This is a genomic window from Cellulosimicrobium sp. 72-3 (assembly GCF_013127315.1).
Lineage (GTDB): Bacteria > Actinomycetota > Actinomycetes > Actinomycetales > Cellulomonadaceae > Cellulosimicrobium > Cellulosimicrobium funkei.
Genome location: NZ_CP053419.1, coordinates 2,056,642 through 2,078,336, shown reverse-complemented (window position 1 = coordinate 2,078,336; position 21,695 = coordinate 2,056,642). Strand labels below are relative to the sequence as shown.

Genomic DNA, 21,695 nt, shown 5'->3' with positions numbered 1-21,695 from the left:
CCGTCGCGGCGACCTGCCGCGCGCGACCATCCTACGTACCGGCCCCGGTGACCTGGGCCCTCATTTCGCGGCGCGGCGCCCCGCAGGGCCCGAAATCACCCGCTTCGCCCGGTGTCCGGGGCGGGCCGGGTGCCGGCGGGGCGGGTGCGGGTGAGGGACGTCACCGGGCCCGGCCCCGTGGCCCGCCCGCGCGCTCCGGTACGATGGGTGGACCTTTGGAGTTCGTCGCTCGTCCCGCGTGTGTCCGTGAGAGTGGCCGACCCCCCTGATCTCCCCGATCGTGGCGGTGGCCGGCCTGGTGTGTTCGGGAGTGCGACCTGCGAGAACCGACCCGGTGACCGCACGCCACTCCACACCCTGAAACGAACGGTCCTCACCCTTTCATGACTGCTGACGTCGTCGCGCCCTCGCACGCCCTCGACCACTCCACCGACGCCTCCCCCGCCGTCGCGGAGCAGACCGCTCCCGCCGGCCCCGTGTTCTCCGACCTCGGCCTGCCCGCGCCCCTCGAGCGCGCCGTCGCCGACCTCGGGTTCGTCACCCCGTCCGCGATCCAGGCCGAGGCTATCCCCGCGCTCCTCGCGGGCCGCGACATCACCGGCGTCGCGCAGACCGGCACCGGCAAGACCGCCGCGTTCGGCCTCCCGCTGCTCGCCGCGATCGACCCCACGCTGCGGCGCGTGCAGGCCGTCGTCCTCACCCCGACGCGCGAGCTCGCGATGCAGGTCGCCGACGCCGTCGAGTCGTTCGCGGCGCACCTGCCCAAGGTCGACGTCGTCGCCGTGTACGGCGGCTCGCCCTACCAGCCGCAGCAGCGGGCGCTCGCGGCCGGGGCGCAGGTCGTCGTCGGCACGCCCGGGCGCGTCATCGACCACATCGAGCGCGGCACCCTCGTGCTCGACGACGTGCGCTTCCTCGTGCTCGACGAGGCCGACGAGATGCTGCGCATGGGCTTCGCGGAGGACGTCGACACGATCTTCTCCCGCGCGCCACGCGAGCGTCAGGTCGCGCTGTTCTCCGCGACGATGCCCGCCCCGATCCGCCGCGTCGCGAACGAGCACCTCACCGACCCGGTCGAGATCGCCGTCGCCCGCCAGTCCTCCACGGTGACGAGCGTGCGCCAGACGTACGCGGTCGTGCCGTTCCGCCACAAGACCGGCTCCCTCGTGCGCGTCCTCGCCACGTCCGACGCCGAGGCCGCGATCGTGTTCACCCGCACGCGCGGCGCCGCGGAGGAGGTCGGGTCCGCGCTCGTCGAGCGCGGCATCTCGGCCGCGACCATCTCGGGCGACGTCGCGCAGAAGGAGCGCGAGCGGATCGTGGAGCGCCTGCGCTCCGGTGCGCTCGACGTCCTCGTCGCGACCGACGTCGCCGCGCGCGGCCTCGACGTGGATCGCATCGGTCTCGTCGTGAACTTCGACCTGCCGGGCGAGCCCGAGGCGTACGTGCACCGCATCGGCCGCACCGGCCGCGCGGGCCGCACCGGCGAGGCCCTGAGCTTCGTCACCCCGCACGAGCGCGGGCGCCTGCGCGCGATCGAGCGCACGACTCGCACCCCGCTGCAGGAGATCGAGATCCCCTCCCCCGCGGACGTGTCCGCGCACAAGGTGCGGGCCCTGCTCGGGCAGGTCCCCGCCCGCCAGGAGGCAGGCCGCCTGTCGATGTACGCCGACATGGTGCGCACCTTCCTCGCCGAGCACGACGTCGACCCGGTCGACCTCGCCGCGGCCATGGCGGCGCTCGCGGTCGGTGACGACGGGCCGCGTGCCCGTGAGGAGCAGGAGCGGTTCGAGGCGGAGCGGGCCGCGGCGCGCGAACAGTCGAAGGCGCGTCGCACGGAGCGTACGGGCGAGCGTCCGTCGCGCGGCGACCGTGCGTCGGGCCGGCGCGAGGGCGACGGTACGCGCGGCATCCGCCGCGACGCCGTCGGGACGCGCTACCGCCTGTCGGTGGGCCACAAGGACGGCGTGATGCCCGGCGGGATCGTGGGCGCGCTGACGAACGAGGCGGGTCTGGCCGGGTCGGACGTCGGCAAGATCGACATCTTCCCGTCGTTCTCGCTCGTGGACATCACCGCCCCGCTCGACGCGGACACGATGGACCGCATCTCGCGGGCACGGGTCGCGGGCAAGGCGCTGCGCATCCGTCTCGACGAGGGCGCGCCCGCGTCCCGGGGCCCGCGTGCCGGGCACGGCCCGTCGGGTCGTCGTGACGAGCGTCGTGACCGCTTCGACCGTGCCGACGACCGGGGCGAGCGCAAGCCGCGCCACCGCGCCGCGTTCTGACGGCTCCGCCGGCGCAGTCCTGCCGGCGCACGACGACGGCCCCCGGATCTCCTCGATCCGGGGGCCGTCGTCGTCGGTACGGGGTGACCCGTGGCGCGGGCACGGGAGCCCCGCGCCTGCGGTCCTTACTCGTGGGCCTCGCCGTGCGCCTTCACCAGGGCGGCGAGGCGACGCGCCTCCGCCTCGCCCCTCGCGCCGTCGGCCCGTTGGATGCCCATGACGGCGAGGGTGGACCCGTCCGCGAGGTCGAGACGCACCCACGCGTCGCCGGAGCCGAAGCGGACCGACACGATCTGGGGCCAGGCGAGGCGGCGCGTGTAGATGACGTTGCGCACCCGCAGGCCCTCGCGCGTCGGGACGGCGTGCACGCCGCCCAGGCGCCACAGCAGCCACGCCGCGAACAGCGCGAACGCCGCGATGGACAGCCGGTTCACCCACGACGTGCCGAGCGGCCCCGTCGCGGACAGCCCCACCACGACACACCCGCCGACGACGACCACGCCCGTCGCCCAGGCCGACACCAGGCCGAACCGGGGCCGGAACGTGCGGTACGGGTCGTCGTCGCGGTCGCCCGGCAGGCCGGGGTCGGGGAACGGGTCGGTGCTCATGCCGCCACCGTCTCACACCCGCCGACCACCCACCGGCGGCACGAGATCAGAGGCGCGAGGCGTGGATCCGGGTCACGAGGATCGCGCGCGCACCCACGTCGTACAGGGCGTCCATGACCTGGTTCGTGCGGTCGCGGCGCACCATCGCCCGCACCGCCGCCCAGTCCCGGTCGTGCAGCGGGGACACCGTGGGCGACTCCAGGCCCGGCGTGATCGCGACCGCACGGTCCACGAGCGACACCGGCACGTCGTAGTCCATGAGGACGTACTCGTGCGCCGTCAGCACCCCCTGCAGGCGACGGGACAGCACCTCCACCCCCGCCGGGACGTCCGCCTCCGCAACCTTGCGCGGCCGGATCAGCACCGCCTCCGACACCAGGATCGGGTCGCCGAACACCTCCAGGCCGGCGCCGCGCAGCGTCGTGCCCGTCGAGACCACGTCCGCGACGACGTCCGCCACCCCGAGCTGCACCGCCGACTCGACCGCACCGTCCAGGTGCACCACCGTCGCGTCCACCCCGTGCCCGCGCAGGTGCCCCTCCACGAGGACCTCGTACGACGTCGCGACCCGCAGCCCCTGCACCTGCTCCAACGACGTGATCGTCCCCGCCGGCGCCGCGTACCGGAACGTCGACCCCCCGAACCCGAGCTGCATGTGCTCCACCGCGTCCGCGCCCGAGTCCAGCAGCAGGTCCCGGCCCGTCACCCCGACGTCGACCGTGCCCGACCCCACGTACACCGCGATGTCGCGCGGGCGCAGGAAGAAGAACTCGGCGTCGTTGTCCGGGTCCGCCAGCACCAGCTCGCGCGGGTCACGACGCTGGCGGTACCCCGCCTCGCGCAGCATCTCGACGGCAGGCTCGGACAGGGACCCCTTGTTGGGGACGGCGATACGCAGCATGACAGGACCTTCGTTCAGGGGATCGGGCAGGGAGCGGGGAACAGCAGGGACGAGCGAGGGGCGAGCGGCGCTCGCGGCCGGGAGCGGGGACGCTCACCGGCGCGGCCGCTCACAGATGCTCGTACACGTCCTGCAGGCTCAGACCCTTCGCCAGCATGAGGACCTGCAGGTGGTAGAGGAGCTGGGAGATCTCCTCCGCCGTCTTCACGTCGCCCTCGTACTCGGCGGCCATCCACACCTCGGCGGCCTCCTCGACCACCTTCTTCCCGATCGCGTGCACGCCGGCGTCCAGCTCCGCGACCGTGCCGGAACCGGCAGGTCGCGTCATGGCCTTCTCGGACAGCTCCGCGAACAGGGACTCGAACGTCTTCACGGGCTCCAGGGTATCCGCCACCCGGACCCGGCCGGGGCGTGTCCGCCCAGCGGGCACGCCCCGACCGCCCCCGTCACAGGTCGCGCAGCGCCACGACCGTCGCGACCGCCGCCTCCGCGGCCTCCGCACCCTTGTCCTCGCGCGACCCCTCCAGCCCCGCCCGGTCCAGGGCCTGCTGCTCGTCGTCGCACGTCAGCACACCGAACCCCACCGGCACCCCCGTGCGCACGCTCACGTCCGTCAGGCCCGACGTCGCCGCCTGGCACACGTACTCGAAGTGCGGCGTCCCCCCACGGATCACCACCCCCAGCGCCACCACCGCGTCCGCACCGTGCTCCACCGCACGCGCCGCCGCCACCGGCAGCTCGAACGACCCCGGCACCCGCACCACGCTCACGTGCGACACGTTCGCCGCCGCCAACGCCCGCCGCGCGCCCGCCAGCAACCCGTCCATCACCTCCGTGTGCCAGCTCGCCGCGACCACCGTCACCCGCAGCCCCGACCCGTCCACGCGCACCGTCGGCGCACCCGCCCCGCTCATCCCTCGTCCTCCTTCGTCTCCTCGGCACCGGACCCGTCGCCCGGCCCTCCCAGCACGACCCCGTCCGGGACCGCCACCGTGTCCAGCAGATGACCCATCGCCACCTTCTTCGTCACCAGGTACGCCCGGTTGTGCTCCCCGTGACCCACCTCGATCCGCTCAGTCCCCACGACGTCGATGCCCGACGCCACCAGACCCGTCACCTTCGCCGGGTTGTTCGTCAGCAACCGCACCCGCGACAACCCCAGGTCCGCCAGGATCGCCGCCGCCGCCCCGTACTCCCGACGATCCACCGGCCACCCCAGCTCCAGGTTCGCCTGCACCGTGTCCAGACCCGCGTCCTGCAGCTCGTACGCCCCGATCTTCGCCAGCAGCCCGATCCCCCGACCCTCGTGCCCCCGCAGGTACACCACCGCACCCCCCTCCGCCGCGACCCGCCCCAACGCCGCCTCCAGCTGCGGACCGCAGTCGCACCGCAACGACCCGAACGCGTCCCCCGTCAAGCACTCCGAGTGCACCCGCACCACCGGCACCACCTCCGTCCCGACGGCGCTCGCGGCCTCCGCACCGGCCTCGCCCCGACCCGAGGCACCAGCAGGGGGGACCGCAGGGACCAGGGCCACGTGCTCCGCCCCCGTACGCAGGTCCCGGTACCCCACCACCCGGAACCGGCCGTGCACCGTCGGGAGCTCCGCCGACGACGTGCGGTGCACCCGCCGCACCAAAGCCTCCCGACCCGGCACCTCCGTGGCCACCGCAGGCGCAGGGTCGTGCACCCGCCGCCACGCCACCAGGTCCGCGATCGTGATCAGCACCAACCCGTCACGCTCCGCCAACGCCGCCGCGTCCCCCAGACGCATCATCGACCCGTCGTCGTGTACCAGCTCCGCGATACCCCCTACCTCACCCCTCCCCGCCAGACGCACCAGGTCCACCGCGGCCTCCGTGTGCCCCGCACGATGCAGCACACCCCCCGGCACCGCCCGCAACGGCAGCACGTGACCCGGCCGGATCAGGTCCCCCGCACCCGACCCCGGGTCCGCCAGCACCCGCAACGTCCGCGCCCGGTCCTCCGCCGAGATCCCCGTCGACACCCCCGTCGCCGCGTCCACCGTCACCGTGTACGCCGTCCGCCGCGGGTCCTGGCTGTGCGGCACCATCAACGGCAGCTCCAACGCGTCCGCCCGCACCGCCGGCATCGGCGCGCACAGGTACCCCGACGAGTGCCGGATCGTCCACGCCACCCACTCCGCCGACACCCCCTGCGCCGCGAACACCACGTCCGCCTCATTTTCCCGGTCCGGCGAGTCCGCCACCAGCACCGGACGCCCCGCCCGGATCGCCGCCAACGCCTCCTCGACCGACCCCGGCCGCACGCCCTCCGACCCCTCCGGCACCGCGGCGCTCGCGGACCCCGCGCCCGTCACGACGCGCTCCCGGGGACCACGCCGGACACCAGCAGGCGTTCGACGTACTTCGCGAGCACGTCCACCTCGAGGTTCACCCGGTCGCCCGGCACCAGGGCACCGAGGATCGTCGCCTCGAGCGTCGTCGGGATCAGCGAGACACCGAACGTCTCCTCGTCCACGTGCGTCACCGTCAACGACACCCCGCTCACCGCGATCGAACCCTTCTCCGCCACGTAGCGCGTCAGCCCCCCAGGCGCGGAGAGCACCAGGTCGTCCCACCGCTCCCCCGGCGCGCGGCTCACGAGCGTCCCGACGCCGTCCACGTGGCCCTGCACCACATGACCGCCCAGCCGCGCGTCCGCCCGGACGGCCCGCTCCAGGTTCACCGGCGACCCCGCCACGAGGTCACCCAGCGCAGTCCGACGCAACGACTCCGGCATCACGTCCGCCGTGAACGACCCGTCGCCCCCGAGGCTCGTGACCGTCAGGCACACCCCGTTCACCGCGATCGAGTCACCGAGCCCCGCGTCCGACGCCGCGAGCGGCCCCTCGACCGTGAGCACCGCGTCCTCCCCCACGCCGCCCGGGAACCCGATCCCCCGGACCCTGCCGATCTCCTCCACGATCCCCGTGAACATCAACCCACCCGTCCTTCCGTGCTCCTCCTGGACACCACCAGCGCGTCGTCCCCGACACGCCTCACCTCCACCGTGCGGAACCGGTGCGCGTCGGTGATCGTCGCCACACCCAACCCGTCCACCGCTCGCCGCCCGCTCCCCAGCAGCACCGGCGCCACGTACGCGTGCAGCTCGTCCACCGCGCCCGCGGCCAGGAACGCCGTCGCCAGCGTCGGACCGCCCTCCACCAGCACGTGCCGCACCTCGCGCTCCGCGAGCCGCTCCAGCACCTCACCGACGTCCCGCGTCAGCACGTGCACCAGCTCGCCACCCTCCCCGCGGACCCGCGCCGCCGGCGGGACACCCCGCAAACCCACGACCACGCGCAACGGCTGGTGCTCCGCCAGACGCACGGCGCTCGCGGCCTCGTGGGACGAGCCGCGGGCGGGCACCCGCGCGGTGAGCTCGGGGTCGTCGGCCAGGAGCGTGCCCGTGCCGACGGCGATCGCGTCCACCTCCGCGCGCACGCGGTGCGCGTGCTCGCGCGCCGCGGGCCCGGTGATCCACCGGCTCGTCCCGTCCTCCGCGGCGACGTAGCCGTCGAGCGTCGTGGCCGTCTTGAGCGTCACGTACGGCGTGCCGCGCCGGACGGCCGTGAGCCACACCCGCAGGAGCTCCTCGCCCTCGGCGGCGCGCAGGCCGCGCACGACGCGGACCCCCGCGGCCCGCAGCCGGTGCGCGCCGCCCGTGGCGACGGGGTTCGGATCGTCGACGGCGAGCACGACCTCCGCCACGCCCGCGGCGACGAGGGCGTCGGCGCACGGGCCGGTGCGACCGGTGTGGGCGCACGGCTCGAGCGTCACGACCGCCGTCGCGCCGGCCACGTCGACGCCGCGCGCCCGAGCGTCCGCGAGGGCCGCCGCCTCGGCGTGCGGCGTCCCCGCGCCACGGTGCCACCCCTCGGCGAGCACGGGCCGCGGGTGCGGGTCGAGCGAGTCCGGCGCCGCGCCGTCGGGCACGGGTGCGTCGGGCGGAGGGCCCAGCAGGACGCACCCGACGCGCGGGTTCGGCCCGTGTGCCGGCCCTCGGGCCGCCAGCTCGAGCGCGCGCGTCATCGCGGCGTCGACCGTCAGGGTGCGGGGGTGCTCGCCCATCGTCCTCCTCCCGGGCACGGGTGCTCCGGGGTGAGGGCGGGCGTCGGGTCGAGCCACGAGGGCTCGACGGCGTCGCTCACCACGGCGAGGCCGTCACCGTCCCGGACGAGTGCGCCGGCGGGTCGCCGGAGCACCACGCGCCGAGGCGTGGCCACGCCGCACGTGCTTCCTCCCATCCGGACTTTCACCGTCGGTCCTGGAGTTCCACCAGGTCAACCGCGCGTGGGCGCGGGTCGCGGACTGTCACCGCCGGCTCGGAATTGCACCGACCCCGGAGCACGTTCGTGCGTACTGCGTACTGCAACCGCCGATGTTACTCCGGGTACGCCCCGCGCGGGTGCGACCGGCACGGGTGCGACCGGCGGTCCGACGCGGCCTCGCCCGCCCCGTCGAGGTCGCCGCTCGCGAGCACCGCCTCCCCCTGAGCCGTCGAGCTTCGCCGCCCGACGGCTGGCTCCACCCTCTCCTCCTTGCTCGGTGGTGAGCTTCTCGCGGTCTCGTAGACGGAAGATACGCGCTTGGCACACTATTTTATGTGGAACGAAGAAAGGGCCCGAAGAGGGCCCTTTCTCGTCCTGGCGTCAGTGAGCGTGCGCCGACGCCTCCGCCAGCTCGCGCAGCGCCTGGATCTCCTCGGGCACGTTCTCCGCCCCGTAGACCGCCGACCCGGCGACGAAGACGTTCGCCCCCGCGTCCGCGGCCCGCTCGATCGTCGACCGCGACACTCCCCCGTCGACCTGGATCCACACGTCGAGACCCGACTCGCTCACGGCCTCGCGCGCCCGCCGGATCTTCGGCAGCGTCCCCTCGATGAAGGACTGCCCGCCGAAGCCCGGCTCGACCGTCATGACAAGGATCATGTCCACCTCGGTCAGCAGGTCCAGGAAGGGCTCCACCGGCGTCGCAGGGCGCAGCGCGACGCCTGCGCGGGCTCCCAGGCGGCGGAGCTCGCGAGCGAGCCGCACAGGGGCAGCAGCGGCCTCGGCGTGGAACGTGACCGACGCCGCGCCCGCCTCCGCGTAGGCCGGCGCCCAGCGGTCAGGGTCCTCGATCATGAGGTGGGCGTCGATCGGGACGGGCGACACCTGCGCCAGGCGCTCGAACACCGGCAGCCCGAGCGTGAGGTTCGGCACGAAGTGGTTGTCCATGACGTCGACGTGCGCGTAGTCCGCCGTGGCGATCGCGTTCAGGTCGCGCTCGAGGTTCGCGAAGTCGGCGGACAGGATGCTCGGTGCGATGAGGGCTGCCATGGGCCCAGCCTAGGGGCGCGTGCCGGAGCCCGGTGCTCGTACCCTCGTCGCGTGAGCGACCTCTCCTCCCCCTCCCCCGGCCCGGCCCCTGCCTCCGTTCCCGGCACGCCGCACCGCCCCGGGGACCCGCGCGCCTCCGCGCCCGCCGTGACGGTGCGCCCGGCCACGGTGCACGACCTGCCGCGGGTCGCGGAGATCGCCGCCCCGTTCGTGCGTGACACGTGCGTGACGTTCGAGGAGGAGGTCTGGGACGTCCCGGCGTGGCACCGCAAGCTCGACGACGTCGTCGCGCGCGGCCTGCCGTTCCTCGTCGCCGAGGTCGACGCCCCGGGCTCCCCGACCGGCGCCGTCGTCGCGGGCTACGCGTACGCGTCGGCCTGGCGCCCCAAGCCCGCCTACCGGCACACCGCCGAGGACACGATCTACCTCGACCCGGAGCACGCCGGGCGCGGGGTGGGCACCGCGCTGCTCGCCGCGCTCCTGGAGGCGCTGGCCGCCGCGGGGGTCCGCCAGGTCGTCTCCGTCGTCGCCGACGTCCCCGAGGCCGCCGGGTCGCTCCCGCTGCACCGCCGCTTCGGCTTCGTCGAGGCCGGCCGCCTCACCGCCGTCGGGTTCAAGCACGGCCGCTGGGTCGACACGATCCTGCTCCAGCGCACCCTCTGAGCACCCTGGTGCGCCCCGACCCACTCGGTCGAGCAGGCGGTCCTGGTGGGTGGGGGCACCCGGACCCGCCACGACCACCTGCTCGGCGGGAGAAGGGGGGCCGTTAGACGACCAGGGGTCGGCGGAGGTCGGTGGTGCGGCGCTCGACCGTGCGCCAGGCGTGACGGCTCACGCCGGGGTGGGCGTCGCGGTCGATGTCCGCGAGCGCCGCGAGGAGTCCGTCGAGGGTCTGGGCGACGGCGCGCTGGGCGCGGCGGCGGGGCAGTCCCCAGGTGGTGCCCTCGGTGACGAGGTGGTCGGCGGTGAGGCGGTCCATGTCGCGTTCGCCGGCGACGTCCATGGCGAAGACGCGGGAGGCGTGGTCGTGGTGGAGGTGCATGGCGATGTCGTAGGCGGGGGCGAGGCGGACGGTGCCGTCGGCGTGGCGCAGGACGGAGATGTTCTTGGCGTGGGCGTCGGTGTTGCCGAGAGCGAGGTTGAGGGTGGTGAGGGCGAGGAGGGGGTCGGGGCGGGTGCCGTCGTCGCGCAGGGTGCGGGCGATGGCGGCGAGGGAGGGGAAGCGGCGGCCGTGCTGGAACTTGCGTTCGGGGTCGCGGGTGTTGATGCCGAGGGCCTGGGCGGCGTCCTCCTGGTGGAGGCGTGCGGTGCCGGTGGGGTCGGTGGGGTCGGGGACGCGGTCGTAGCGGGTGACGACGATGGCGCGTTCGCCGTCGAACTCGGTGACGTGGGCGTCGACGGTGGTCAGGCCGATGCGGCGGGCGAGGTCGAGGGCGGCGGCCTCGGTGTTGACGAGGTCGGCGGTGGGTGAGTCGGAGGGGCGGGCGACCTTGAGGATGTGGGTGGTCGGTGCGGTGCCGTGGGGTCGGGCCCAGCCGTGCTCGTCGTGGAGGAGGGTGATCTTGGGTTCCATGCCGGGCAGGGAGCTGGTGAGGTGGTCGCTGCGGCCTTCTCCCCCGCTGCGTGCGACGGCGGCGCGCAGGAGTCGTGCGACGGCGGCGTCGTCGAGGCGTTCGGGGGTGCCGGGGGTGGGGAGGGGTCGTCCTTCGGGTGCGAGGAGGACGGCGCCGGCGGTGTCGTGGCCGTAGTGGACGAGGAAGGCGAGGGCGTCGTCGGGATCGATGCCGGCGTCGATGGCCATGGCGTCGCGGGTGCGGCCCTCGGGGAGGAGTCCGTCGAGCCAGGCGGCGACGCGCGCGGGGTGGGGCGGGGGTTCGTCGGGTGGGGTGATGGGGAGCAGGTGGGACAGGACGCGGGCGTCGTGCCCCCAGCGGTCGAGGGCGTCGGTGGTCCAGGTGAGGGTGACGCGGGGTGTGCCGTCGGTGGTGCGCAGGCCGGTGGGTGCGAGGGTGGCGACGGGGGTGCCGTAGAGCCAGGCGGTGAGGGTGGTCATCGGCGTTCCTGGAGTCGGAGGTCGACGTCGAGGGTGTCGAGGAGCTCGAAGAGGCGTTGGACCCAGAGGTTCTCGACGCCGTTCTCGAGCTCGGAGAGGTACTGGCGGGTGATGCCGAGCTCGTCGGCGACCTGGGCCTGGGTGAGTCCGCGGGTCCGGCGGACGCGGCTGAGGTAGGCGCCGAGGTCGCGGGGGCTGCGGGGGGTGGTCCAGGTGTCGGCCATGCTGGCTCTCCTGCCGTGGGGTGCGCTGACGTGCTGCCGTGTCGGGATTCCCTGACACGAGACGTTGTCAGGTTACTCTGACACTCCAGCGTTGTCGAGATATGACGACATCGCGACGCGTGGCGCGGCGCTCACACCGTGCGGCGCAGGAGCGTGAGGTGCATGGCGTCGGTGCCGTGGACGTGCGGCCAGAGCTGGACGTCCTGACGGTCGCCGAGCTCGACGGTGTCGCGCACCTCGGGGCGCACGACGTCGCGCACGACGGCCGGGGCGTCGAGGACCTCGACGTCGTCGCGGCGGCGCAGCACGTCGGCGACGACGACCTGGGTCTCGGCGAGGTGGGGCGAGCAGGTGACGTACCCGACCACTCCCCCGGGCCGGACGGCGTCGAGCGCGGAGTCGAGGAGCTCGCGCTGGAGCCCGGTGAGGGTCGCGAGGTCCGCCGGGGTGCGGCGCCACCGGGACTCGGGCCGGCGGCGCAGGGCCCCGAGGCCCGTGCAGGGGGCGTCGAGGAGCACGCGGTCGTACGCGCCCGGCTCGTCCTGCCCGGCGGCGCGCCCGTCACCCGTGCGCACGGCCTCCACGGCGTCCGCGGGCACGGCGGCGAGCGCCTTCTCCACGAGGCGTGCGCGGTGCGGCTGGACCTCGTTGGCGACGAGGCGCGCCCCTCGCTCGGCCGCGAGCGCCGCGAGGAGCGCGGCCTTGCCGCCGGGGCCGGCGCACAGGTCGAGCCAGCGCGCGTCGTCGCCGGTGGAGCCGGGCTGCGGTCCGGTGAGCGGTGCGGCGGCGAGCGCGAGGGCGACGAGCTGGCTGCCCTCGTCCTGGACGCCGGCGCGGCCGTCGCGCACGGCGCCGAACGCGGCGGGGTCGCCGCCGTCGAGGGTGAGCGCGGTGGGCGCCCAGCGGGCGGGGGTGACGCGGCCGTCGCCGTCGGCGAGCTCGTGGGGGTCGGCGAGGCCGGGACGCGCGACGAGCGTGACGCGGGGGGCGTCGTTGTCGGCGGCGAGGAGGGCGTCGAGCTCGTCCACGGGGCGTCCGTTGCCGGCGAGGGCGTCGCGCAGGGCGCGGGCGATCCACACGGGGTGGCTCTGGGTGGCCGCGAGCGCCGCGAGGGGGTCGGGGGCGTCGTCGGCGAGGGTCGTGAGCCAGTCGTCGAGGGGGGTGCGCGCGACGCGGCGCAGGACGGCGTTGACGAGCTGGGCGCTGCCGGCGCCGGTGCGTTCACGGGCGAGGCCGACGGTCTCGGAGACGGCGGCGTGCTGCGGGACGCGCATGGCGAGGAGCTGGTGGGTGCCGAGGCGCAGGACGTCGAGGACGGGCGGATCGAGGCGGTCGAGGGGACGGTCGAGGCAGTGCGCGAGGATCGCGTCGTAGCGGCCGCGCAGGCGCAGCGTGCCGTAGGCGAGCTCGGTCGCGAAGCCGGCGTCGCGCCCGCGGATGCCGCGCTCGCGCAGCAGGGGCGGCAGGACGAGGTTGGCGTAGGCGTCGGAGCCGTCGACCTGGCGCAGGACGTCGTACGCGACGGCCCGTGCGGGGTCGGTGCCCTTGCGGCGCTGGGAGGGTGCCGCGGAGCCGCGGTGCACCTCTCCGCGAGAGCGGGCGGCGCCGCGCTGGCGCCCCCGGGCGTCGCGGCGCTCGTCTCCCCCGCCGGCCGGCGCCGCTCCAGGATTCGAACGTGCGTTCGAGTTGTTGCCCCTACCCTGGCCGACACCGCTCGAACGCTTGTTCGACGCGGCGCTCTCCTGGCCCTGCGGTCGCCCGTTCTTGTTCGAACGCGCGTTCGAACCGCCGCGGTCGCGGCGCTCGGCGCTCATCGGGCGGCCTCCGCACCGAGGACCGCGGCGTCGTCGAGCCGGGCACCGCGCGCCCAGTCCGCGGCGGCCATGTGCTTCTTGCCCACGGGCGCCACCTCCCCCAGCTGGACGGCGTGGGTCGCGGTCCCGACGAGCACCTCCTTCTTCCCGGCGCGCACGCGCCCGGGGGCGAGGTCGACGACGTCGGGCCGCAGGGTGACCGGGCCGAGCCCCAGGCGCGCGGGCGTGCCGTCGGCGCCGGGCAGGGTCGTCCACGCCCCGGGTGCCGGGGTGCAGCCGCGCACGAGACGGTCGACCGCGAGCGCCGGGTGGTCCCAGCGGACCTCCGCGTCGGCGGTCGTGAGCTTGGCGGCGTGCGAGACGCCGTCGGCGGGCTGGGGCTGCGGGCGCAGGGTGCCGTCCTCGAGGGCGTCGAGGGTGGCGACGAGGAGGCCGGCACCGGAGACGGCGAGGCGGCCCAGGAGGTCGCCCGCGGTGTCCCGGGGGCGGATGGTCTCGGTCGTGGTGCCGAGCGTGGGGCCGGAGTCCAGCCCTTCCTCGATGAGGAACGTCGTCGCCCCGGTCACCTCGTCGCCCGCGATGATCGCGCGCTGCACGGGCGCCGCGCCGCGCCAGGCGGGCAGGACGGAGAAGTGCAGGTTGACCCACCCGTGCCGGGGCACGGCGAGCACGTCGGGGCGCAGGATCTCCCCGTACGCGACGACGGGTGCCGCGTCGACGTCGAGCGCGGCGAGGCGCGCGAGGAAGTCCTCGCCGCGGGGCCGGTCGGTGAGGACCGGGATCCCGGCCTCCTCGGCACGCACGCGGACGGGGCTGGGGGTCAGGCGCCGTCCGCGGCCCGACGGCGCGTCGGCGCGCGTGAGCACGGCGACCACCTCGTGGCGGGAGTCGAGGAGGGCGTCGAGGGACGGGACCGCGGTATCCGGGGTCCCCGCGAACAGCAGGCGCATGGGCCCGATTCTAGGTGGCCGGGCAGGGCGGCAGACCCGGGAGCGGCCCGGTGCACGGGTCATGCGCCGGCACGCACAGGCGCGCGGTCGGGCCCGGGGTCAGGTCGCCAGCGTGGCGACCGGCGGGAACGTGGGGAACGCCTCGTCGTCCACCGGGGCGAGCTCGAGGCAGCTCAGCCGGTCGTCGTCGACGAACAGCAGCAGGAGGAAGCGGTCCGTGCCCGCCTCCAGCACGACGCGCGGGCCCTGCGCGGGGACGGGACCGTCGTCGTCGCCCAGGTCGATCGTCGGGCAGGACCCGCACGCGCACGCGCCGTGCACGCGCACCGCCTCGACCTGGGCGAGCCAGCGCCGACGGTCGGCCGCGTCCCGGTCCGGCGCGACCGCCTCACCGCGGCACCCGTGGCGGAGCATCCAGACGAGCACGTCGCGCTCGAGGGCCGTGAGCGCGCGCGGCACCCCGGCACCCGTCACGACCCGGCGCCCGTCACGACCCGGCGCGCTCGGGGCCGACCGGCACGCCCAGGTCGCGCAGCGCCGCGCGCAGCCCCGCCGTGCCCTCGAACAGGTGGGTGCGCAGCCCGAGACGCGCCGCGGCGTCGACGTTGGCGGGACTGTCGTCGGTGAACAGCGTCCGGGCCGGGTCGAGACCGAACCGCTCGACCGCGAGCGCGAAGATCGCCGGGTCGGGCTTGGCCAGCCCCTCGCGCCCGGAGACCAGCACGTCCTCCATGAGGGCCGTGGCGGGAGCGGCCGGCGCGGCGTGCGCAAAGAGCTCCGCGGACCAGTTCGTCAGCCCGTACAGCCGCAGGCCCAGGTCGCGCAGCTCGCGCACGAGCACCTCGGAGCCCTCGACCGGGCCGGTGAGCGTCGCGGGGAACCGCTCGACGTACCGGTCGAGGAGGGCGACGTGGTGCGGGTGGGTCGCCGCCACGCGGTCGCGCGCGTCCTGCCACGTCGCACCCGCGTCCCGCTCGTGGTTGAGCACGCGGAAGTCCACGTCGGCGAAGAACGCGTCCACGTCCCGCCGGTCGACGCCGTCGTACGCGCCGTACGGGTCCCAGCCCACCAGGACGTTGCCGAAGTCGTACAGCACGGCGTCGATCTCGCGGGCGGCGGGTGCCGGATCCCGGTCGGGGGTCGCGTCGGCGGACGCCTCGGTGACGGGGGCGACGGTCGGGGCGGCGGGCACGGGGTGGTGCGTCACAGGGCGGTGCGTCACAGGATCTCCTTCGGGTCGAGCTCCACCCGCACGCTACCCGGCTCGCGGCGCGCGGACCGGACCGCGACGGACGCGCCGAGCTCGCGCGCCAGCCGGCGGCCGTCGCGCACCGGGACGCGCACCACCGCCCGCACGGGCGGGGCGTCCACCAGCCCGGGCGCCGCGCCGTCCGCCCCGTCGGCACCACGCCCGCGCGGCGACGCCGCCACCTCCACCGGACCCAGCACCGTCTCCGGGCCCGCGAGCGCCACCCGGCCCAGCACCGCCGCGACCGCGGGACGGTCGCCCGTCACCGCCGCGACCCGGACCGCCGGCGGCAGCGACAGCTCCACCCGCTCGTCCAGCTCGCGGTCCGCAAGGAGCGCCGGGTCCCAGCGCACGAGCGCGTTCGTCGGCGCGGGCGCGGCGTCGCCCACGAGCAGCACCTGCCCGCCCTCCGTCGCGGGCCGCACGAGCGCCGCCGCGGCGAGCCAGCGCGCGAGCGCGTCCTGCGCGACGTCCAGCCCGACGTGCGCCGTGCTCACCGCCGCGTCCAGCAGCAGCGCCGCCGCGTACCCGCCCTCGGCGACCGGCTCGGCGCCCGGCGTCGCGACCACGAGCGCGGGGCGCGCGGACACCGCCCCCAGCACCCCGCCCGCCGCCGCGGCACCCGACACCTGCACCGGGACCCCCGCGAACGCACGGCCCAGCTCCTCCGCGGTGCGCTGGGAGCCCACGCGCACCGACCGCAGCCCCGTCCAGTGGCACTCCGCGCACGACCACCCGCCCGCGAGCGCCCCGCACCACGCGCACTGCGGCGTCGCCTGCGGGCCGGACAGCGCGAGCGGCCCGTGGCACACCGTGCAGCGCGCGGGCGTGCGGCACCGGGCGCACGCCACCACGGGCACGTACCCCGACCGCGGCACCTGCACCAGCACCGGCCCCTGCTCCAGCGCCGCACGCGCCGCGCGCCACGCGGCCGTCGGGATGCGCGCCGCGGCGCCCGGTCCCTCCGCCGCCAGCTCGACCGAGGTCAGCGCCCGCACGCGCGGCGCCCGGGCCCGCACGACGTCGCGCGGCGCCGCGAGCTCGTGCGCCCAGCCCCGCACGACGAGCGCGTGCGCCGCGACCGTGCGCCCGTGCGACCCCAGCAGGAACGCCGCGCCCTCCTGGTCGCTGCGCAGCGCGAGCACCTCGCGCGCGTGCGGGTACGGGGCGCGCGGCTCCGCGAGGGTGTCCTCGCCGTCGTTCCAGCAGACCACCAGCCCGAGGTCGACCACGGGTGCGAACGCCGCCGCACGGGTCCCCACGACGACGCGCGCGTCACCGTGCAGGACGGCGAGGAACGCGCGGTAGCGCGGCGCGGGCCCTTCGTCGGCCGTCAGTCGCACCACCTCGCCCCCGGTCGCCGCGTCCCACGCGGGCAGCCCGGCGGCCGCGAGCGCGGCGCACACCTGGTCGACGTCGCGCGCGTCCGGCACGACGACGAGCGCGCCCCGCCCGCCCGACCGGACCGCGCGCACCGCCTCGGCGACCGCCGCCGCCCAGTGCGTGACGGGCAGCGCGTCGGGCTCCTTGCGCGAGCGGCCCGCGCCGCGCCGACCCTCGGACGCCGCCTCGGGCGCCGGGGGCGCGAGCCCGGGGAGCGCGGTCCACACGGCCCGGGGCGCCCCGCCGCCCGCGACGTGCGCGAGGAACGCGGCGCCGGCCCGGTACGGGGCCCACACGGACTCCTGGTGCGGCGCCCGCGCCGGGGCGGGCAGCGACCCGGGAACGGGCTCGGCAGGCGCGGGAACGGGCTCGTCGACGGGAGGACCCGCAGGAGCCGCCTCGGCGGCGACGGCGCCCTCGCTCGAGGCGACCGGGGCGTCCCCGGCCGGGGACGATCCCGGCGCGGGCACCGCGCCGGGGGCGGACCGTGCCGCGAAGGACTGCTCGGCGCGCGCGTGCCGCGGCGGCACGGCGAGGCGCAGCACGTCCGAGAGCGTGCCCGCGTAGTGGTCGGCGACCGTGCGCGCGAGCCGGGCGACGGCGGGTGCGAGCACGGGCTCGGCCGACACGACGCGCCGCAGCGGCAGCAGGCGCCCGTCGTGGTCCGAGCGGTCGACGCGCTCCAGCACGTACCCGTCGACGTCCCGGCCCGCGAACCGCACCTTGACCCGCACCCCCGGGCGCGCGTCGTCGGACATCGTGGCGGGCACGAGGTAGTCGAAGGGGCGGTCCAGGTGCGGGGGCGCGAGGTCGAGCGCGAGGCGCGCCACCGGCAGGTGCGCGGCGATCTGGTGCGACGCCGGCGGCGCGGGCCCCCGGCGGGGCGCGGCGGGCGCGACGGTGAGCAGGGTGTCCTGCACCGCCCGCGACGTGTCCTCCGGCTCGCTCACGACGCCATCGAACCACGCGCCGCCGTCACGACCGGCGCGCTCACGACCTCGCTCACGACGATGCACCGGGCAGTGCGCCCGGCACCCGCGGTGCCGGGCCGCCCGGGTACGAGGCCGTCGCCCGCGACCGGCGCGACGACGCTCCTCACACCTGGGACTGCAGGTCCGCGACGCGGTCCGTGCGCTCCCACGTGAACTGCTCGAGCTCGCGCCCGAAGTGCCCGTAGGCCGCCGTCGGGGCGTAGATGGGACGCAGCAGGTCCAGGTCGCGGATGATCGCCGCCGGGCGCAGGTCGAACACCTCGCGGATCGCGGCCGTGATGCGCTCGACCGGGACCTTCTCCGTGCCGAACGTCTCCACGTACAGGCCGACGGGGTGCGCCTTGCCGATCGCGTACGCGACCTGCACCTCGCAGCGCCGCGCCAGACCCGCCGCGACGACGTTCTTCGCGACCCAGCGCGTCGCGTACGCGGCCGAGCGGTCCACCTTCGACGGGTCCTTGCCGGAGAACGCGCCCCCGCCGTGGCGGGCCATGCCGCCGTACGTGTCGACGATGATCTTGCGGCCCGTGAGGCCCGCGTCACCCTGCGGGCCGCCCACGACGAACGTGCCGGTGGGGTTGACGAACAGGCGCGTCGCGCGCACGTCGAGGTCGAGGCCCGCGGCGTCCAGCACGGGGGCCACGACCTGCGCCGCGACCTGCCGGTGCAGCTCGTCCTGACGGACGTCCGGGTCGTGCTGCGTCGAGAGCACCACCGTGTCGAGGCTGACCGCGCGGTCGCCGTCGTACCCGACGGTGACCTGCGTCTTGCCGTCCGGGCGCAGTCCCGGCACCGTGCCGTCCCGGCGCACCGCCGCCAGGCGCTCGGCGAGACGGTGCGCGAGCCACACCGGCAGGGGCATGAGGCTCGGCGTGTCGTCGCTCGCGTACCCGAACATCAGGCCCTGGTCGCCCGCGCCCTGCGCGTCGAGGGGGTCGTGGTCGCCCTGGTCGTCGCGCTCCTCGAGGCTCTTGTCGACGCCCTGCGCGATGTCCGGCGACTGCTGGCCGATCGACACCGAGATGCCGCACGAGTCCGCGTCGAAGCCGATCACCGACGACGTGTACCCGATCCGGCGCACGACGTCGCGCACGATCTGCGGGATCTCGACGTACGCGTCGGTCGTCACCTCGCCGGCGACGTGCACCAGGCCCGTCGTGACCATCGTCTCCACCGCCACGCGGGACGTCGGGTCCTGCGCGAGGAGCGCGTCGAGGATCGCGTCGGAGATCTGGTCGCAGACCTTGTCCGGGTGCCCCTCGGTGACGGACTCGGACGTGAAGAGACGCAGCTCAGCCATGGCGCACAGCCTACTGTCCCGAAAGGTGGGCGAGCGTATCCGGCAGGCGAGACGAGACGCGGGTCACTCGCCCGCCCCGGCCCGCTCGACCGACGGCGCCACGCGCGGCACGACGACGTCCCACACCGCGTCCGCGACCTCGCCCTTCGACCCGCTCGCCGTCGCGACGACGTCCCCCGCGCCGTCGACCACGGTCACGTCGTTCGCGTCGACCGCGAACCCGCGCCCCTCGCCCACGGCGTTGACCACGAGCAGGTCCGCGCCCTTGCGCCGCGCCTTGGCCCGGCCGTGGTCGAGCACGGACCCGTGCGCGTCACCGGTCTCCGCCGCGAAGCCGACCACCACCTGGCCGGGGCGCAGCCGGTCGCGGGCGAGCTCGGCGAGCACGTCCGGGTTCTCCACGAGCGCGATCGGCTCGGGCCCCTGGCCCGGCACCTTCTTGATCTTCGCGTCGGGCGCGTGGGCCGGGCGGAAGTCCGCGACGGCCGCCGCCATGACGACGACGTCCGCCCCGGCCGCCGCCGACCGCACCGCGTCGCGCAGCTGCGCCGTCGTCTCGACCTCCACCACGGCGTCGGGCACGCCCCCGGGCGCGCGCACGAGCGCGGCCACGTCCGGGGACAGGTTCGCGGCCACGAGCGTGACGTGCGCGCCGCGCGCCGCCGCGGCCCGCGCGAGCTCGACGCCCTGGCGCCCGCTCGACCGGTTGCCGATGAACCGCACCGGGTCGATCGGCTCGCGCGTCCCGCCCGCCGACACCACGACGCGCCGGCCCGCGAGATCCTGCGCGAGCCCGTGGTCCGGCCCGTGGCCCGGCTCCGCGCCCGCGTCGGCGGCGGTCGCGCGGGACGCGTCCTCCACGACGGCGAGCGCGACGCGCGCGATCTCGTCCGGCTCGGGCAGGCGCCCCGGCCCGGTGTCCGCCCCCGTGAGGCGGCCGGACGCCGGATCGATCACGTGCACGCCCCGCGCCCGCAGCGTCGCCACGTTCGCGGCCGTCGCCGGGTGCTCCCACATCTCCGTGTGCATCGCGGGCGCCATGACCACCGGGCAGCGCGCGGTGAGCAGCGTCGAGGTCAGCAGGTCGTCCGCGCGCCCGGCCGCCGCGCGCGCCAGCAGGTCCGCCGTGGCAGGCGCCACGACCACGAGGTCGGCACCCTGGCCCAGCGCGACGTGCGGCACGTGCTCGACGTCCTCGAACACCTGGTCCGTGGCCGGCTCGCCCGACAGCGCCTCCCACGTGGGCGCGCCCACGAAGCGCAGGGCCGACGCCGTCGGCACCACCCGCACCCGATGGCCCTGCTCCCGCAGCAGCCGCAGCAGCAGCACGGCCTTGTACGCCGCGACCCCGCCGCTCACACCGAGCACGATCCGCATGTCGTTCCTCCTGGAGGTCCGGCTCAGACCCGCCGCCGACCGCGGCGGGGAAGGGGCCCGCGCACCCGGGCGCGGACGCACGAACGCCGCGCCCTCCGGTGGAGGTGCGCGGCGTGCGGGCTCAGGCCTCGGGGGCCTCGTCGGGCTCGGCCTCGATCGTCAGCAGGCCCGCGTTGATCTCGCGCATCGCGATCGAGAGCGGCTTCTCCTGGTTGCGCGTCTCGAGCAGCGGCCCGACGTTCTCCAGGAGGCCCTCGCTGAGCTGCGAGTAGTACGCGTTGATCTGGCGCGCGCGCTTGGCCGAGTAGATGACCAGCGCGTACTTCGAGTCGACGTGCTCGAGCAGATCGTCGATGGGCGGGTCGGTGATGCCCTCGGGGGCGGCGACGGTTCCGGACACAGTTCGCTCCGTGGGTTCAAGGGTCTGCAGCGGGCGCTGCAGCTGGTCGATAGCGGCGGCGCGCACGGCGCCCCCGTCCGGGACCGGGCGGCCGCGGCACCACGTCGCAGGACGGGCCGCCGACCGGGCCTCGGGCCCACGGGGGAACGCCCGCGCACGGGCACCGCAGGACAGTCTACTCGCTGTGCCCCTCGCCGTGCCCGGACGGCACGGGGGACGACGCCGGGGACGAGCCCTCCGCCGGGACGGGACGGGGCTCGAGCCCCATGACGCGCACCAGCTCGTCCGTCGCGCGGTGCACCTCGTCGTTGACGATGACGTGGTCGAACTCCGACTCCGCCGCGAGCTCGACCCGGGCCGTCGTCAGACGGCGCTCCCGCTCCTCCGCGTCCTCCGTGCCGCGGCCGACCAGGCGACGCACGAGCTCGTCCCAGCTCGGCGGCGCCAGGAACACGAACCGGGCCTCGGGCATCGACGCGCGGACCTGGCGCGCACCCTGGAGGTCGATCTCCAGGAGCGCCGGCACGCCCGCGGCGAGCTTCTCCTCGACCGCGCGCCGGGGCGTGCCGTAGCTGTTGCGCCCGTGCACGACGGCCCACTCCAGCAGCTCACGGTCCGCGACCATGCGCGCGAACTCGTCCGGGCCGACGAACAGGTAGTGCACGCCGTCCACCTCGCCCGGCCGCGGGTCGCGCGTCGTCGCCGACACGGACAACCACACCTCCGGGTAGCGGGCCCGGATGTCGGCCGACACCGTGCCCTTCCCGACGGCGGTCGGGCCGGCCAGGACGGTCAGGCGGGCGGGGCCGGGGACG

Annotated in this window: 21 protein-coding genes and 1 riboswitch; of the genes, 2 read left to right on the top strand and 19 right to left on the bottom strand. The window is 76.0% G+C overall.

Annotated features, from left to right (window positions below; genetic code table 11):
* Positions 1 to 383 precede the first annotated feature (383 nt).
* Positions 384 to 2,285: a DEAD/DEAH box helicase gene (locus HKK73_RS09425; RefSeq protein ID WP_171467860.1), complete on the top strand. Its 1,902-nt coding sequence runs from the start codon at positions 384 to 386 to the stop codon at positions 2,283 to 2,285.
* Between the two features lie 125 nt (positions 2,286 to 2,410).
* Here HKK73_RS09425 and HKK73_RS09420 read toward each other — a convergent pair whose 3' ends face one another.
* The 8 genes from HKK73_RS09420 to rpe form a co-directional block, all read right to left on the bottom strand.
* Positions 2,411 to 2,893, bottom strand: a complete 483-nt coding sequence (locus HKK73_RS09420) for a PH domain-containing protein (RefSeq protein ID WP_009865158.1) — start codon at positions 2,891 to 2,893, stop codon at positions 2,411 to 2,413.
* Between the two features lie 46 nt (positions 2,894 to 2,939).
* On the bottom strand, positions 2,940 to 3,794 hold the full coding sequence (hisG, locus tag HKK73_RS09415; RefSeq protein WP_171467859.1) for an ATP phosphoribosyltransferase: 855 nt from the start codon (positions 3,792 to 3,794) through the stop codon (positions 2,940 to 2,942).
* A gap of 109 nt (positions 3,795 to 3,903) precedes the next feature.
* The gene (locus tag HKK73_RS09410; protein WP_043651626.1) at positions 3,904 to 4,167 is read right to left on the bottom strand and encodes a phosphoribosyl-ATP diphosphatase; all 264 of its coding nucleotides are present in this window, start codon (positions 4,165 to 4,167) and stop codon (positions 3,904 to 3,906) included.
* A gap of 73 nt (positions 4,168 to 4,240) precedes the next feature.
* On the bottom strand, positions 4,241 to 4,708 hold the full coding sequence (ribH, locus tag HKK73_RS09405; protein WP_043651624.1) for a 6,7-dimethyl-8-ribityllumazine synthase: 468 nt from the start codon (positions 4,706 to 4,708) through the stop codon (positions 4,241 to 4,243).
* Positions 4,705 to 6,135, bottom strand: a complete 1,431-nt coding sequence (ribB, locus tag HKK73_RS09400; protein ID WP_171467858.1) for a 3,4-dihydroxy-2-butanone-4-phosphate synthase — start codon at positions 6,133 to 6,135, stop codon at positions 4,705 to 4,707. The genes ribH and ribB overlap by 4 nt, the downstream gene beginning before the upstream one ends.
* Entirely contained in the window at positions 6,132 to 6,755 is a 624-nt protein-coding gene (locus HKK73_RS09395; RefSeq protein ID WP_171467857.1) for a riboflavin synthase, read from the bottom strand. The genes ribB and HKK73_RS09395 overlap by 4 nt, the downstream gene beginning before the upstream one ends.
* Positions 6,755 to 7,888 (bottom strand): bifunctional diaminohydroxyphosphoribosylaminopyrimidine deaminase/5-amino-6-(5-phosphoribosylamino)uracil reductase RibD, encoded by a 1,134-nt coding sequence (ribD, locus tag HKK73_RS09390; protein WP_253705873.1) that lies wholly within the window; start codon positions 7,886 to 7,888, stop codon positions 6,755 to 6,757. The genes HKK73_RS09395 and ribD overlap by 1 nt, the downstream gene beginning before the upstream one ends.
* Positions 7,889 to 8,046: 158 nt before the next feature.
* Positions 8,047 to 8,172: riboswitch (FMN riboswitch) on the bottom strand.
* A 297-nt stretch (positions 8,173 to 8,469) separates the two neighbouring features.
* Positions 8,470 to 9,138 carry a ribulose-phosphate 3-epimerase gene (gene rpe, locus HKK73_RS09385; protein WP_009863278.1) on the bottom strand — a complete coding sequence of 223 codons (669 nt, stop codon included), beginning with the start codon at positions 9,136 to 9,138 and terminating at the stop codon, positions 8,470 to 8,472.
* A gap of 51 nt (positions 9,139 to 9,189) precedes the next feature.
* Between rpe and HKK73_RS09380 the strand changes: the two genes are divergently transcribed.
* Complete coding sequence (locus tag HKK73_RS09380) at positions 9,190 to 9,801, top strand: GNAT family N-acetyltransferase (protein WP_253705871.1); 612 nt, start codon at positions 9,190 to 9,192, stop codon at positions 9,799 to 9,801.
* 103 nt (positions 9,802 to 9,904) lie between these two features.
* Here the strand turns inward: HKK73_RS09380 and HKK73_RS09375 are convergent, their stop codons facing one another.
* The 11 genes from HKK73_RS09375 to gmk form a co-directional block, all read right to left on the bottom strand.
* The gene (locus tag HKK73_RS09375; RefSeq protein ID WP_171467856.1) at positions 9,905 to 11,191 is read right to left on the bottom strand and encodes a type II toxin-antitoxin system HipA family toxin; all 1,287 of its coding nucleotides are present in this window, start codon (positions 11,189 to 11,191) and stop codon (positions 9,905 to 9,907) included.
* Positions 11,188 to 11,415 carry a helix-turn-helix domain-containing protein gene (locus HKK73_RS09370; RefSeq protein WP_031316417.1) on the bottom strand — a complete coding sequence of 76 codons (228 nt, stop codon included), beginning with the start codon at positions 11,413 to 11,415 and terminating at the stop codon, positions 11,188 to 11,190. The genes HKK73_RS09375 and HKK73_RS09370 overlap by 4 nt, the downstream gene beginning before the upstream one ends.
* Before the next feature lie 131 nt (positions 11,416 to 11,546).
* Positions 11,547 to 13,229 (bottom strand): RsmB/NOP family class I SAM-dependent RNA methyltransferase, encoded by a 1,683-nt coding sequence (locus HKK73_RS09365; RefSeq protein WP_171467855.1) that lies wholly within the window; start codon positions 13,227 to 13,229, stop codon positions 11,547 to 11,549.
* Positions 13,226 to 14,179 (bottom strand): methionyl-tRNA formyltransferase, encoded by a 954-nt coding sequence (fmt, locus tag HKK73_RS09360; RefSeq protein WP_171467854.1) that lies wholly within the window; start codon positions 14,177 to 14,179, stop codon positions 13,226 to 13,228. The genes HKK73_RS09365 and fmt overlap by 4 nt, the downstream gene beginning before the upstream one ends.
* A 99-nt stretch (positions 14,180 to 14,278) precedes the next feature.
* Positions 14,279 to 14,638 (bottom strand): hypothetical protein, encoded by a 360-nt coding sequence (locus HKK73_RS09355; RefSeq protein ID WP_216608061.1) that lies wholly within the window; start codon positions 14,636 to 14,638, stop codon positions 14,279 to 14,281.
* A gap of 28 nt (positions 14,639 to 14,666) precedes the next feature.
* Positions 14,667 to 15,401: an HAD family phosphatase gene (locus HKK73_RS09350; protein ID WP_253705869.1), complete on the bottom strand. Its 735-nt coding sequence runs from the start codon at positions 15,399 to 15,401 to the stop codon at positions 14,667 to 14,669.
* Entirely contained in the window at positions 15,398 to 17,761 is a 2,364-nt protein-coding gene (locus HKK73_RS09345) for a primosomal protein N' (protein ID WP_171467852.1), read from the bottom strand. Before HKK73_RS09345 ends, HKK73_RS09350 begins: the two co-directional genes overlap by 4 nt.
* 145 nt (positions 17,762 to 17,906) lie before the next feature.
* Complete coding sequence (gene metK, locus HKK73_RS09340) at positions 17,907 to 19,103, bottom strand: methionine adenosyltransferase (protein WP_034653075.1); 1,197 nt, start codon at positions 19,101 to 19,103, stop codon at positions 17,907 to 17,909.
* A gap of 63 nt (positions 19,104 to 19,166) precedes the next feature.
* Positions 19,167 to 20,480, bottom strand: coding sequence for a phosphopantothenate--cysteine ligase family flavoprotein (locus tag HKK73_RS09335; protein ID WP_051876655.1), 1,314 nt, complete (start codon positions 20,478 to 20,480; stop codon positions 19,167 to 19,169).
* A gap of 121 nt (positions 20,481 to 20,601) precedes the next feature.
* Positions 20,602 to 20,880 carry a DNA-directed RNA polymerase subunit omega gene (gene rpoZ, locus HKK73_RS09330; RefSeq protein ID WP_031316460.1) on the bottom strand — a complete coding sequence of 93 codons (279 nt, stop codon included), beginning with the start codon at positions 20,878 to 20,880 and terminating at the stop codon, positions 20,602 to 20,604.
* A 175-nt stretch (positions 20,881 to 21,055) separates the two neighbouring features.
* Positions 21,056 to 21,667, bottom strand: a complete 612-nt coding sequence (gmk, locus tag HKK73_RS09325; protein WP_198163233.1) for a guanylate kinase — start codon at positions 21,665 to 21,667, stop codon at positions 21,056 to 21,058.
* Positions 21,668 to 21,695 lie beyond the last annotated feature (28 nt).

Excerpts from the sequence above, each read along its gene's own strand:
- fmt (WP_171467854.1), bottom strand. The coding sequence starts at position 14,179 with ATGCGCCTGCTGTTCGCGGGGACCCCGGATACCGCGGTCCCGTCCCTC.
- ribD (WP_253705873.1), bottom strand. The coding sequence starts at position 7,888 with ATGGGCGAGCACCCCCGCACCCTGACGGTCGACGCCGCGATGACGCGC.
- HKK73_RS09335 (WP_051876655.1), bottom strand. The coding sequence starts at position 20,480 with ATGCGGATCGTGCTCGGTGTGAGCGGCGGGGTCGCGGCGTACAAGGCC.
- metK (WP_034653075.1), bottom strand. The coding sequence starts at position 19,103 with ATGGCTGAGCTGCGTCTCTTCACGTCCGAGTCCGTCACCGAGGGGCAC.
- HKK73_RS09425 (WP_171467860.1), top strand. The coding sequence starts at position 384 with ATGACTGCTGACGTCGTCGCGCCCTCGCACGCCCTCGACCACTCCACC.
- HKK73_RS09365 (WP_171467855.1), bottom strand. The coding sequence starts at position 13,229 with ATGAGCGCCGAGCGCCGCGACCGCGGCGGTTCGAACGCGCGTTCGAAC.
- HKK73_RS09395 (WP_171467857.1), bottom strand. The coding sequence starts at position 6,755 with ATGTTCACGGGGATCGTGGAGGAGATCGGCAGGGTCCGGGGGATCGGG.
- HKK73_RS09370 (WP_031316417.1), bottom strand. The coding sequence starts at position 11,415 with ATGGCCGACACCTGGACCACCCCCCGCAGCCCCCGCGACCTCGGCGCC.
- rpe (WP_009863278.1), bottom strand. The coding sequence starts at position 9,138 with ATGGCAGCCCTCATCGCACCGAGCATCCTGTCCGCCGACTTCGCGAAC.
- hisG (WP_171467859.1), bottom strand. The coding sequence starts at position 3,794 with ATGCTGCGTATCGCCGTCCCCAACAAGGGGTCCCTGTCCGAGCCTGCC.
- HKK73_RS09420 (WP_009865158.1), bottom strand. The coding sequence starts at position 2,893 with ATGAGCACCGACCCGTTCCCCGACCCCGGCCTGCCGGGCGACCGCGAC.
- ribH (WP_043651624.1), bottom strand. The coding sequence starts at position 4,708 with ATGAGCGGGGCGGGTGCGCCGACGGTGCGCGTGGACGGGTCGGGGCTG.
- HKK73_RS09375 (WP_171467856.1), bottom strand. The coding sequence starts at position 11,191 with ATGACCACCCTCACCGCCTGGCTCTACGGCACCCCCGTCGCCACCCTC.